Raw genomic sequence first — 11,983 nt, forward strand, 5'->3', positions numbered from 1 at the left:
GGGCCGGTCGAAGTCCAAAGAGGAAGTGTCGTTCCAAAAGGAGATATCGTCTGCTAGCCCGCAATGAATGCGTGGCAATGAAAGATCGACTAAGTTGACGTCGGGTTCGTTTAAGCTGCCAAATCCTTTCTTGATAAAAGCCTCGACAAAAAAAGGTGCGCTAATAGGATCGGTCATTCCGGCCCATTATTCCGCCTTGTTCAAGTCGCCGGTTGTCAAGATCGCGCCGGCCTGAAGGTCTTCGGCGTCTAGCATCGTTGCAACCCTTTCGAGCGCGGCAACAAGCATTGCCTGCTCCCAGTCCTCCATTTGCTTGAACCGCTGCACATAGAGCTGTTGCAGTGGATCAGGGGCGTCCTCAAGGGTTTTCCGCCCTTGATCGGTGATCAGGATATTGGTCTGCCGTCGGTCGGTAATAGATTTCTCGCGCACGACCATGCCGCCCGAAACCAGCTTGTCCACTAGCGCAGTGACAGTTGCCTGGCTGACATGCATGCGCATTGAAATCGCCTTGGCCGTGGTTTGCCCGGTCTCGCCAATCACTTGCACCACACGAAGCTGGACCGCGGTCAGCCCGGCGGATTGCGCCAGTTCCCGGCCGGACATCTCGGTGGCGCGCAGGATTCGGCGCAGGGCGACAAGGCTGCTGTCGATACGATCCATGTATCTACTCCGCATTCGAATGGAGTGAGATTGTCAAAATTGCATTGATTTCTCAAGCGTTAACGGGAAGTGAAATAATTAGTCTTGCAAATTAAAATGCCACTAAAAGAGGTAAATCTATGACGTATTAGTAAAAAATATCTTCGTCTTTTGAAGTTTCGACTTTCCTGTGTTACTTAGCTAGTCAAAGTTTATTGATGGAGCGGTACATGCAGCATTCTTTGGAGTTGTTCGAACAATCCAAGCCGGTTTTGCGCCCTCCTTTGCCGGAAGACGGCGCTGCGGTGTCTTCGCTGGCCAGAACCGAGGATCAGGAAGCTATTGGTGACGTATTTGGCGAACTGGCGGCGTTTGATGACTACAAAGAATTCTCGATCATTGCGGAACTGGATGGAGACCTGATCGGTGCGATGCTGGCTTATGTTCTGCCATATGACCCGGAAAACTTGTTTGTCTGGCAGGTCGGAGTTTCAGAGGGTGAGGCGGACAAGGGCCTTGCGTCGCTGATGCTGGGAGAGGTGATGCGTCGGGACGTCTGCACCGATGTCACCCGTGTTCAGACTGTGATTACGTCCAACGACGAGCGCACCTGGGCTTTGTTCCGCCGGTTTGCGCGGTGGCAGCGGTCCCGGATGGATATCCAGCCCTTCATCACGCAGGCGCTGACCCCATATCGCCGTCATAAAAGCAGCAATCTTGTGACGATCCGTCTTGCTGATCGTAGCGAACTCGCGGCCTGACCGCGCCACGACATTTTCAACCAAAGTGAGAGAGCAGAATGAACGTAGCCACGACTATATCAAACGATACCTCATACTACGGTGATGAAGCAGCAACCTTGGGCGACCGGATCGTCGCCGCGCGCGAAGCTGTTGGATACTCGCAAAATAAGCTTGCGAGCCGCCTGGGCGTCAAACTGAAGACCGTGCAGGGATGGGAAGAAGACCGCACCGAGCCACGTGCAAACAAGGCGCAGATGATGTCCGGCATTCTTGGGGTCTCTCTGGTTTGGCTTCTGAGCGGTGAGGGAGAAGGTGTGCTTGAACCGACCGATACCATTTCCGGATCGGAGGATATTCAGGGCGTCCTTGATGAAATCCGGACCCTCCGGACAGATATGGCTCAGACCACCCGCAGGCTGGGCACTGTTGAAAAACGACTGCGCGCCAGACTTTGACATCGGCGCAAGTGCGAACTTCAGGCATGACCTACGGCCATGCCTCAAATGACAAAAAAAGGAGCAGATGATGACAGGACCGGATTCCAGCCTTGTGCCCGTTGATCCGGCGCAAGGCAACCGTTCGGACACCAATTCCGAGCCCTTCGCTACACCGCTGGAGGTCCGCGAAAAGGCAGGTTTGACCGCGGCGGAAATAGCCGAACTTATCGGGATGAGCGAATCTGGTTACAAATTGTGGGAGAGCGGCGTCCGCCGCCCCGGAGGACCAGCGTATAAACTCCTTGCGCTACTGGATGCTCATCCAAAAGAAACAGTTACTCGTCTTCGGGAACAGATTTGAACGATACCCGTGCAGATCGCTTTGTTTTGCTTGCCAGCCGTGGACACGATTGGTCTCGTTGTCAGGCCAGGAACAGAATTGAAATTTACATTGGCAATGGGCCGATCACACTGCGGTATCAATGTGCCCAGAATTCCTGTCTCGCCATTGTGCCTTAGTACCCGAAATTGGCCTTTGAAGCAGACTTTAAACGCAATGCGTTTGTGCAGTTGTACTGCGCATCACGGAAATCGTTTTCTGCCAGTTTGCCAATAGCTCCGTTTCAAAGGTGGTATCCCGCTGAATTTTGTCTCTCAGTTATTCTCAAAGCCACCTAATAACTCGCCGGTCTCAAAAATTGACCATTCCGCACCACGCGCTTCTTGACGAGCGTGCGTCCTTGACTCTTCACAGACTAGGAACGACAAGAGTGTATTGGTAAAAAATTACTCGCCGCCGCGATGCTGCCGGTTACGATAATCCAATGGCATTCAGACTAATTGTAGCATGAGCCTCAGCCTAGGAACGGGTTCCGCTGGGGTCGTCGCTATGAGCTCGTTCCTCGCAAGCATTTGCAACTGTCACCTGACGTGCTCCAGTCATCGCGTGACCCATGAAAGAAGGCGCCGTATGAACAACACATGGCTCTTGAATTGCGTGCTTGATGCCCGATAGATCAGGTCTCAGGCTCCGTTTCGACCAATCATTCATCGTGTTTGCTCGCTGCATTCTTTGTTTGATCCCGACACTTTTGGTGTTTCTCTCAGGAACGCAGCTTCCTGCTCAGGTCGCGGGCAATGCCGATGGGTCTGTTTGTGACGAAGGTTTCGAAAACAAGAACGGATCCTGCCAAAGAACAGACTTACCAGAAAACGCATTTTCGACGGGTAGCGCCTATGGCAGCGGCTGGGAATGCAATCACGGTTTTCAGAATGTCGGAGAACTCTGCGAGGAAATAAGAGTTCCTGAAAATGCCTATCTTGCATCAACCGGAGATCAGTGGGAGTGCAATCGGCTGTTCCAGCGTGTCGGAGATCAATGTGAAGAAGTGAGTTCGCCTCAAAATGGGTACGTCGAAACCCGGTTTGGCGTGCAGGAAATACACTGCAACTGGGGATTTCGTAAGGAGAACCAGGATTGTGTTGCAATAGAGGTCCCAGAAAACGGCCGTCTGAGCGACAGAGGAAGCTCGGATGGTTGGGTGTGCATCAGAGGTTACAGGGCAGCGGATAGCGGCTGTGAGCCCGTGGCAGTTCCACAGCATGCATACCTTGCGCCTGAAACTTATTCCGGATGGAAATGCGAGCGTGGTTTTCGCGCAAACCGGGACAGGTGCGTTGCGATCCTTGTCCCTTCAAACGCTCATTTGAATCGAAGAGGTGATGGTTGGGAATGCAATCGGCCGTTCACGAGACAGAACGACAAGTGCACCGAAAATGTGCCGCGACAATAAGTCGGTGGAAACCAAAGCCGCCTGACAAATCCGGAAGGACTAAGCCGTGAACCATAACTCGATTGACGAAAACCTGGGTAAAAGTCTCAAAGCCGAAAAGGCGCGTCGCCGGTCCTATGGGATTAAGATATCTATTGCGTCAGCAGTGTGCGTTGCAGCGATAATTGTAGTGGTGTTTCTCTGATGCGTAAAAATGCCCCTCAGGTAACCCTTGAAGCGTGGTGAATCGCATGGCTTTGCCGCCAAACGTCATAGGGTGTCAGGGCAAGAACACCTAGAACCCGGCCGGTCCAATTGCAAACAGTGCGACTTCTAAAGAAAGATCCATGACCGCAATCATGCATAATGATGAAGATACGCACCAGAAATGCGGCATTCAGGATGGCCAGTAGTATTGCGATCCAGACACTAATAGATAAAGCCATCCACGCTAGAGCCCATAGCGCGAATATGGGTGTGGACTTGAGTGGTCACACGGTCTAGTGCCGTGATGCCACGGAGCAACGCGTCATTGCGGTCCTTCGCGAAAGCTGCGATCTGATCATGAGCGAACTCACAGGTCGCGAGTCAAACCGGTAATTCAACTGCCGTTGTCACCTGGGGGCTCATACGGCCGCAACGTGGGAACCCATCGTGGTACCGCCGCCTTGTATTTTAGGTAGCCCTCGCCAAAACGTCTCTCCAGCCCCGGCTCCTCTACGAATATGAAATAAAGTGTGTTGAGGAGAAAGAACACTATCGCCCAACCGAGCAGGGGCGGGCTGCTCAACGCCACCGCTTCCGCCAATATCATTAGAATGACCGATGAAAGCATCGGGTTGCGCACATAGCGATAAGGTCCGCTGACCACAAATCTTTGAGGTGGGTCCCACGGTGCAGGAGTTCCACGCCCCTCATGAACAAACAGCTTCATCGTATTGGCGGCCAAAACAAGCGCGGGGACTGCTAACATCGCCGCCACGGCCCAATGCAGACGCGTTCCAACACCTGTGTCAAATGGCCAACGGTCGCTGAACCATTGGATCAATATCGGGATGTAGATCAGCACTGTACCCGGAAGGATAAGCACTGCTTTAGTCATTCGCCAAAACATGGAGTAGAATTACCATATCTTGTCTATCATCGGGATCGCGCCGAACTTTATATTCATTTTGCGGAAATCATTTGACGCGACAATCATCGCCTTGAGCTTTGGTAATTCTCATATTTCTGTCTTGGAGTTGTTCATTTTGGTGACCTGATTTGCTACGATTGTAGTTGAGGCAACAAGCAGGAAATCGCGATGCGCAATGCAATCTTCTTACCCCTAGCGGCATTGTTCCTAGACACCATCATGAACGTTGAACCCGTAGCCGCCGCCTCGCTCGGACAATACGAGGTATTTGGCGTCGAAGACGGTGACATGCTGAAAATGCGTGGTGGGCCTGGAACAGGCTACATTGTGATTGTTGGTCTGCCAAATGGAACCGCCTTACGAGTTCACAGTTGCGAGCAAACTGGTGGCACCCGGTGGTGCCGCGTTTCCTTGGAGCGCGCACGTGGGCTCAAGGGGTATGTCTCTTGGGCATACTTGAGAAAAATTTGAAAAAACAGTGATCAACGTTACCAAATTTAACAACGTCCATGATATGTCGGCAGAAGAGGCCCTCTCCGTCTAGTTGGCACTGCTAACATGAGCTTTGAACTGACTTGCGAGCCACAAAGGAGTCGGCCCTTCAATTGAATCTGTGAAGTCACTTGCGGCCCAAACCGGACCTTCGATTGGGCTATCCGCGTAGAGTTGTACGCCGAAAAGGCACCGGTTACCGTGGCGAATTTCCTGCGTCACGTGGAGGGTGGGTATTTCGACGGTGGCAGCTTCTACCGGACCGTTAACTGGGAAAACGAACGGGCACCCCGGTGATCGAGGTTATCCAGGGCGGCATGGCAGGCCGCGAGCCCCCGTTTCCGCCGATCGCGCATGAATCAACGCGCGACACGGGGCTACGCCACACGGACGGGACACTCTCGATGGCACGCGCCGAGGCGGGGACCGCCTCGTCGGAGTTTTTCGTAGTCGTTGGGGATCAGCCGGGGCTCGATTACGGATCGAGTCGAAATGATGATGGCCTCGGTTTCGCCGCTTTCGGACGCGTGATCGAGGGCATGGAGGTGGTGCGGACCATCCACGGGAAGCCAGCGGATGGATCGGTCGATATGCGCCGAATAAGATTACATGGCGCGCGCCAGAGATTGTTAGCGGCGGATCCCCTTTCTGGTGAGACGGTGACAAGCGTCGCAGTATCCCTCGGGTTCTTCGATGTCGGTAGGTTTTCGGCAGCTTATAAGCGAGAGTTTGGCGAATACCCATCAGCAACAAAAGCTACCGTATCAAACGGGATACAACCGCTATTGTTCGACTCGATGACCCGGAAACACAGATGAGGCATTGTCACCATAGCAAGTGCTTTGGCATTTTGAATGCTAATCTGGCGAGATGAACAACACCTCATACTGACACCATCCCTTCACGCCTGTCATACTCGCTGACGCCGTCAGAACCTGTCTGAGGAAACGCCTTAGCGGTGGGCCTCCTTCGGCCAATGCGGATGCGAAGCCTGGCGAAAGCAAAACACACAATGCCAACAGCATTCCAGAATTCGGCCACTTGCACCCAAGCTATGCGCGGGTCCTGTGTCGAATGACTGCTGTCACTAATTGTTTGAAGTAATTTGCTGATGCGGCGAATGTCGGCTTTCCGCCCTCTGTGCAGAAGCTAGAGGTCGAATAGCAGAATAAGTTCGATTTCTTACCCCCTACGCTGCCTGGCTGATGCCGCCAGTTTAGACTCCGGGTTTTAATAGTCTGCGCCCTGCCGGGTATCCCAGAGACGCAGAATTTCTATCTGAGTGGGCATTACACGATAGATTAGCGTAAATGGGGTTCGCGGTACTGAAAGCTCCCGTACGTCTTGGCGTGTGTCACTTGGGTGACCTGCATACGGGTTTGCTGCAAGAGTAAGCTGAATGGCTTTGAGCTGTGCTCGTGCCTTTTCGCTGCCTTCAGGAAAAACAGACGTGTAGTAGTAGCGGAACCATTGAATGTCCCGGGCCGTATCTTCGAGAAATACAATTTTCATTGGCTATTGGATTGCCCGCTTGCGACCGGAGCAGAGAGCTCATTCTCGGTATCCCAGCTGTCTATCCAGGCATTCATTTCGTCTGCCGTGATGAACTTACCTAGATCTGCTTTTTCGACAGCTGCATCAATGGCTGCTCGCTTTGCGGCCTTGGATTCCAACATCATTCTAATTGCTCGTACAGCGAGCTGCGCAGGCGGCCGATCTTCTATCGCAGCTTCTCGTTCCAGAGACTTTCTCAAGTCTTCATCAAGACGGATTGAATATGGGCTGGTTCTCATCGCAATCACCTGTTTCCGCTGTGTAGTACAATGTAATACATCCGCATTCTATTCACAATAGATCGATGGGATGAACTTCATCTGTTGCTCTGAACTCATAAGCGAGATGGGAATTCATAAGTACGGCCTGCTCGTCCGCGGTTATTTTGAGTTTTGCGCCAACAATGCGGTTGGCTGCATGTCTCCCCGATCGATCTTTGACATCAGAGAAATCAGATAAGCCCCTGGAGACTGTATGTTCTCAGCACGCTGAAAGATGTACCCGAGAACGATGAAGCGAATAGCTGGGCCAAACGTTGATTTCATTGCATACCAGGTTTGGCCAAGCCGTAGATACTCGGCGATATCATCCATAAGCCGATCACAGTGGTGCTGATCTTTTGCAAAGCGTAGCTCTGAGCATAGCCGTGGAAAACTGCGCTCCATTTGGTCTGGAGAAACTTGAATCTGATAAAGTTTTTCTTTCTTAACTTCCGGATTCAAAGAGTCCTCTTTGTGCCCCTCAATTTCATTGTCACTGTCCCTCAAATTTTCTGTATCTGTCTGTGTTACTTCTGAGATTTCCACAGAGATTTCTGCCAATAGCTCGCAGAGTACATTCGCATCTGGTTTGCGACGCAGAGCATTGCGGACGGTGGTCATCAAATCAGAGATCGCGGTGTCATTTGCTACGAGGTCCCTAAGGCGCGCCAGAGCGGCGGAAACCTTGTCGCGGAGTACAGTGAACTCGAGAACGCGATCAGCATGCCGCTGGGCTTCTTGGATGAACTCAGCGTGCCGTTCACACAAAGGCATTAAGGAGAGCCCAGTTGCAGTGACCATTTGTTTACAAAATTGCAGGTTACTGTGCTGCATCTAATATGGTTTGCTGCCGGATGGCGCCCCTCGAACATGATCCATTTTCTGATCTTCCAGCCATTGGGCAAGCTCACCAGAGATGTAGCTGGACCCGTTGTCGCTGAGCAGGCGTGGTTTGTGCAGCACCGTTGCCTGATCACAGCCTGACCCGGGCAGATTCGGAAACCAGGCATTCGGCCATGCCCCCACACTCACGTGGTGGCCTAGGAACCGAATACTGGAGACCAGACATGGCTTACGACACCGCAAACACCTACGAGACCATCGAGCTTTTCGGGCTGACCGAGAAGGACGCACAGCTGCCGATCCCGGAAGACCACATTCTTCAGGACTGCATCATCCGCGAGAGCTTCGAGGCTCTGCTCGGTCCGCTGCGCGGGACCGGCCTTGAAGCAGAAATCGAACCGCTGGCCCATGGGCTCGCGACGATCCTGCAGCGCCGCAAGGTGGCACTCGGCAAGGAGGTCGACCGCACCGCGGACAAGATCGGCGCGCTGGCAAAATCCCATGACGGATCGGAGATCGCCGAGACCGCGCTCGAAGAGGCGCAGGCGCGCTTTCTGCAGCTGCGCGAGATTGTCAGCGCCATCGAGGTGATGAGCGAGGCAGCGGCGGAATGCTACGAGATCGAGACGGGCCACGCCTTCATCCCGGCAGCCGGGTCGCGCGCAAGCGTCCGGGCGCAGGAGACCGGGGCGGTCTTCGAGGCGCGGCAGCTCCTGGAGCAGCACGACCGTGAAACCGCCGAGAAGTCGAAAGTCGAGGGGGTTCCCCTGATCGTCTCAGGCGCCACCGACTGGACCGATGTCGATGTGATCTTCAACACGCTCGACAAGGTTCGCGAACGGATCAAGCAGAACCGCAACCAGGAGATATTCCTCTGCCACAAGGGTGGCAAGCACGGGGCGGAGATGATTGCGGCCCGGTGGGCCCGGGCACGCGGGGTAGCGCAGGCGCGCTTCGATCCGCGCTGGTCCGCGCACGGGCGGGCGGCACCGTTCAAGTGCAACGACGAAATGCTGGACGACAAGTTCGCGGCGACGGGGGTTGTACTCTTCGGCGGCAACGGGGTCGCGCTGAACCTCGGGCAGAAGGCGGAAGCGAAAGGCCTGACGGTCATGAGGGTTGCTGACCCGGCGAAAACGGCGTCGCAGGATTGAAGAGAGGGGGTCGCGCTTGGCGCGGCCCTTTCGTCATGTCTCATGGCGCGTGCGGTCGGTCACGCGTGATCGGGAGCTCGCGGCGGCCAGCACCGTTATCCCTCTACCAAGTCCGTCAGAGTGCGGCCCATCCGCATCGGTACGGGTTGGGGATGGTGCGCACCTCACGCACATCGTCAGCATCGCAAGACACGAAGGCTCGAAACGTCGCACTTGAGGCCGAAGACTTGCGCGTCCCTCGGGTGGTGTTTCGGAACATCGCATCCACGCGGGCGGGCTCAGTCAGCACCCCGGCCAGGCTCGGCGGGACGCGGACGCGGATGGTGGCGCCGACGTGATGGCAGGGGTCATCCGGATCACTCCTTTTTGCTCATAGATGTGGATCGCACGGGGTCGGCCCGTCCGTGCCCTCAGCTCATGCTTCGGCAAGCACAAATACGGCTTCCACGGCGGAGCCGCGGAACCGGCGCCGCAGACTGACCGTACTGACCGTCTTGCAGACGAGATTGCGCGTGTCCTGGACCATGAGCGGGCGGGGGAGTTGTCCGCGCCCTTTGAGGCGGAAGCCGATCGTGAGGCATTCCGCGAGGAGATCGCGCGGGTGCTGGATGACCGCCAACTCGTGCGGCTCACATCCGGCGATGCCGATGCGCTGGACAAGGTTCTCGAGGACCGCCTCGACCGGCTCTATGTCGCCAAGGTCTATCTGCAATCGGATGCAGCGACGGCCAACACGGAGGCCTTGCGCCAGGTGGTCGATGATCTTGCCGACACCGAATATGAACGGCGCCGCGCAGCGGACGTTGATGGTGAAACCGAGCGGGGACAGGTCCATTGAGCGCGCCCATGGGAAAGGCGCGGATCGCGACCGGTGTCTTGTTGGTAACGCTGGTGACCGCCGCCATGGGCTATACCATCGCCTCGGCGGTGCTGACCTACCAGGATCTTGGGTTTGGGGCCGAGATCGACTTTGCTTATATCGCGCAGAACTACATGGCGATCCTCGATCGCCGCCCGGAGGCCGCGCAACTTATTCACCTGATCATCGGCAGCTTCGCCGCCGCCGGCCTGATGCTGAGCCTCGCCCTCTCGGGGTCCGCCCTGACACGGTTTGGCCAGACCCATTGGCAGACCGCGCGCGAGATGAAGGCCAATGGCTTCTTCGGGGCGCCGGGCACCGGGTTCATCCTCGGCAAGCTGGGGCCGCCGGGCTCCCGCGCCAACTACATCTGCTCCAAGGTCTTCCCGCATGCGCTGATCGTGGCCCCCACGGGCCGCGGCAAGACCACGGGCTTTGTCATTCCGAACCTGCTGACCTGGCAGGGCTCTGCCGTGACGCTCGATGTGAAGGGCGAATGCTTCGAGGCGACGGCCCGGCACCGCGCAGCCCAGGGCGACAAGGTCTATCGCTTTGCCCCCACCGATTGGGAGGGCAGGCGCACGCATCGCTACAACCCGCTCCTGCGCATCTATCAACTGAAAGATCCCGCGCGCCAGCAGATGGAATTGCAGCTTCTTGCGACGCTCTTCCTGCAAAGCGACAATGACCGGGTGCAGGGGCTGCTCAAGGGCGGGATCGATCTCTTCGTGGCAGCAGGCCTGCTGGCGTTCCAGCGCAAGCGCCCCACCTTGGGAGAAATCTACCGCATCGCGGCCTCCGGTGGGAACAAGCAGAAGGAATACTTCGCGCGCGGCCACGAGGTCGACAACAGAGCGGCCAAGCTGATCTTCACGCGGCTGGCGTCGACCAACAACGATACGCTGACCTCATACGTCTCGCTCCTGATGACCTCGGGGCTCGATCAATGGCAGAACCCGGCCATCGATGAGGCGACGGCAGTCTCGGACTTTGATTTCCGCACGATCCGCAAGAAACCCTTTTCGGTCTATCTCGTGGTCCAGCCGCTGATGGTGAAGCCGCTCGCGCCGCTGATCCGGCTGTTTTTCTCCGACTTGCTCGCGGCCATGCAGGAAAAGGATCCCGGGCCCGACGAGCCATGGCCCGTGATGATCATGCTTGATGAGTTCAACCGCCTCGGCAAGATGCCCATCGTGGTCGAGAGCATCGAGACCCTGCGCACTTATCGTGGCCATCTGGCCGTGGTCACCCAGACCATCCCCGCCCTCGATGAAATCTACGGCGAGAACACCCGCCGCGCCCTTCAGGGCAACGCTGGCGTGAAACTGTACCTGACGCCTTCGGATGAGAAGACCGTCGAGGAGCTGAGCAAAGCGGTCGGCAAGACCACGAAAACCGTGGTCACGCGCTCCCAGTCCATCGGCAAGAACCCCTTCGAGGGCCGTAGCCAATCCACGCGAACCGAAGAGAGCTCCTTGCTCCCTGAAGATGAGGCCCGCCGCCTGCCGCTCGACGAGATCGTCATGGTCATCGATGCGCAAATGCCGGTCCGTGCGAAGCGGATCCAGTATTTTGACGACCGCCTGTTCAAGGCGATCCATGCGGCGCAGACGGGCGAATTGCCGTTTCCGGAGTCGGGGGGAGGGGGATCGCAAGGCAATCTGCCGTTGAGTATGCGCGCCATGCCGATGACACCGCCGCCGGACGGGCAAAGCGGACCCAACACCGAAGTGGACGCTGCACACCAGGCCGCTGCTGGTCACCTGTCAGCGCATGTCGTGCCAAAGAAGACCGCGCCCGTTGTTCAAGCCGTCATTGCTGAGGAACAGCAGCAGATGGAGATGGATTTTGAGGGCCCGGTCGCGGATACCGAGACAGTGCGCGTGGAAGATGAGGCGCAGATGCGTTCCGCCGTCGATGGCTTGGACGACATGGAAGCGATGCTGCGGGAGGATGGTGGTCAAACGCTTGTAGCTCGATAGGTTGGCGAGGGTGGTATGTCGGTCGAGCCGGCGTATTTTGTTGAAAAACTCGGGCTTGATCGGTTGGTAAGTTGCTGATTCAATTCTTCCTAAAGGGAGGGATCAGCCAT

14 protein-coding genes and 2 pseudogenes are annotated in these 11,983 nt (G+C 56.0%); 9 read left to right on the plus strand and 7 right to left on the minus strand.

Annotated elements, in window-relative coordinates; translation table 11 throughout:
* Positions 1-186: 186 nt before the first annotated feature.
* Entirely contained in the window at positions 187-663 is a 477-nt protein-coding gene (locus AC2FIR_RS22010) for a MarR family winged helix-turn-helix transcriptional regulator (RefSeq protein WP_496747768.1), read from the minus strand.
* Positions 664-872: 209 nt separating this feature from the next.
* Here AC2FIR_RS22010 and AC2FIR_RS22015 point away from each other — a divergent pair, with 209 nt between their 5' ends.
* From AC2FIR_RS22015 to AC2FIR_RS22025, 3 genes are all read left to right on the plus strand, one after another.
* Complete coding sequence (locus AC2FIR_RS22015; RefSeq protein WP_496763158.1) at positions 873-1,403, plus strand: GNAT family N-acetyltransferase; 531 nt, start codon at positions 873-875, stop codon at positions 1,401-1,403.
* Positions 1,404-1,441: 38 nt separating this feature from the next.
* On the plus strand, positions 1,442-1,840 hold the full coding sequence (locus tag AC2FIR_RS22020; RefSeq protein WP_496763161.1) for a helix-turn-helix domain-containing protein: 399 nt from the start codon (positions 1,442-1,444) through the stop codon (positions 1,838-1,840).
* A gap of 70 nt (positions 1,841-1,910) precedes the next feature.
* On the plus strand, positions 1,911-2,183 hold the full coding sequence (locus AC2FIR_RS22025) for a helix-turn-helix domain-containing protein (RefSeq protein WP_480889520.1): 273 nt from the start codon (positions 1,911-1,913) through the stop codon (positions 2,181-2,183).
* Between the two features lie 1,632 nt (positions 2,184-3,815).
* On the opposite strand, the gene AC2FIR_RS22030 is transcribed toward AC2FIR_RS22025, so the two are convergent.
* Both AC2FIR_RS22030 and AC2FIR_RS22035 read right to left on the minus strand, forming a co-directional pair.
* A complete protein-coding gene (locus AC2FIR_RS22030; RefSeq protein ID WP_496747771.1) occupies positions 3,816-4,040 on the minus strand; it encodes a fatty acid desaturase in 225 nt (74 codons plus the stop codon).
* Between the two features lie 155 nt (positions 4,041-4,195).
* Positions 4,196-4,696, minus strand: a complete 501-nt coding sequence (locus tag AC2FIR_RS22035) for a methyltransferase family protein (RefSeq protein WP_480547081.1) — start codon at positions 4,694-4,696, stop codon at positions 4,196-4,198.
* 252 nt (positions 4,697-4,948) lie between these two features.
* On the opposite strand from AC2FIR_RS22035, the gene AC2FIR_RS22040 reads away from it, so the two are divergent.
* The 3 genes from AC2FIR_RS22040 (at position 4,949) to AC2FIR_RS22050 (ending at position 6,039) form a co-directional block, all read left to right on the plus strand.
* Entirely contained in the window at positions 4,949-5,200 is a 252-nt protein-coding gene (locus AC2FIR_RS22040; RefSeq protein ID WP_480547197.1) for an SH3 domain-containing protein, read from the plus strand.
* Between the two features lie 195 nt (positions 5,201-5,395).
* Positions 5,396-5,518: a peptidylprolyl isomerase gene (locus AC2FIR_RS22045; RefSeq protein ID WP_496747753.1), complete on the plus strand. Its 123-nt coding sequence runs from the start codon at positions 5,396-5,398 to the stop codon at positions 5,516-5,518.
* Positions 5,515-6,039 (plus strand): peptidylprolyl isomerase, encoded by a 525-nt coding sequence (locus AC2FIR_RS22050; protein ID WP_496747751.1) that lies wholly within the window; start codon positions 5,515-5,517, stop codon positions 6,037-6,039. Before AC2FIR_RS22045 ends, AC2FIR_RS22050 begins: the two co-directional genes overlap by 4 nt.
* Positions 6,040-6,451: 412 nt before the next feature.
* Here AC2FIR_RS22050 and AC2FIR_RS22055 read toward each other — a convergent pair whose 3' ends face one another.
* The 4 genes and pseudogenes from AC2FIR_RS22055 to AC2FIR_RS22070 form a co-directional block, all read right to left on the minus strand.
* Entirely contained in the window at positions 6,452-6,733 is a 282-nt protein-coding gene (locus AC2FIR_RS22055; protein ID WP_170724935.1) for a type II toxin-antitoxin system RelE/ParE family toxin, read from the minus strand.
* Positions 6,730-7,014 carry a CopG family ribbon-helix-helix protein gene (locus AC2FIR_RS22060; RefSeq protein WP_480472954.1) on the minus strand — a complete coding sequence of 95 codons (285 nt, stop codon included), beginning with the start codon at positions 7,012-7,014 and terminating at the stop codon, positions 6,730-6,732. Before AC2FIR_RS22060 ends, AC2FIR_RS22055 begins: the two co-directional genes overlap by 4 nt.
* Positions 7,015-7,155: 141 nt before the next feature.
* Complete coding sequence (locus AC2FIR_RS22065; RefSeq protein ID WP_496763165.1) at positions 7,156-7,869, minus strand: hypothetical protein; 714 nt, start codon at positions 7,867-7,869, stop codon at positions 7,156-7,158.
* 21 nt (positions 7,870-7,890) lie between these two features.
* A pseudogene (locus AC2FIR_RS22070) lies at positions 7,891-8,028 on the minus strand (IS3 family transposase); the annotation flags it as partial.
* Positions 8,029-8,102: 74 nt separating this feature from the next.
* Between AC2FIR_RS22070 and AC2FIR_RS22075 the strand changes: the two are divergent.
* The 3 genes and pseudogenes from AC2FIR_RS22075 to AC2FIR_RS22085 all read left to right on the plus strand — a co-directional run bounded on the left by AC2FIR_RS22075 (position 8,103) and on the right by AC2FIR_RS22085 (position 11,873).
* Positions 8,103-9,032 carry a DUF2493 domain-containing protein gene (locus AC2FIR_RS22075; protein WP_496748196.1) on the plus strand — a complete coding sequence of 310 codons (930 nt, stop codon included), beginning with the start codon at positions 8,103-8,105 and terminating at the stop codon, positions 9,030-9,032.
* Positions 9,033-9,504: 472 nt separating this feature from the next.
* Positions 9,505-9,870 (plus strand): annotated as a pseudogene (locus AC2FIR_RS22080) (endonuclease); the annotation flags it as partial.
* Positions 9,871-9,878: 8 nt separating this feature from the next.
* Complete coding sequence (locus AC2FIR_RS22085; protein ID WP_496763168.1) at positions 9,879-11,873, plus strand: type IV secretory system conjugative DNA transfer family protein; 1,995 nt, start codon at positions 9,879-9,881, stop codon at positions 11,871-11,873.
* Positions 11,874-11,983 lie beyond the last annotated feature (110 nt).

This window comes from Ruegeria sp. CDSB136, from assembly GCF_059610965.1.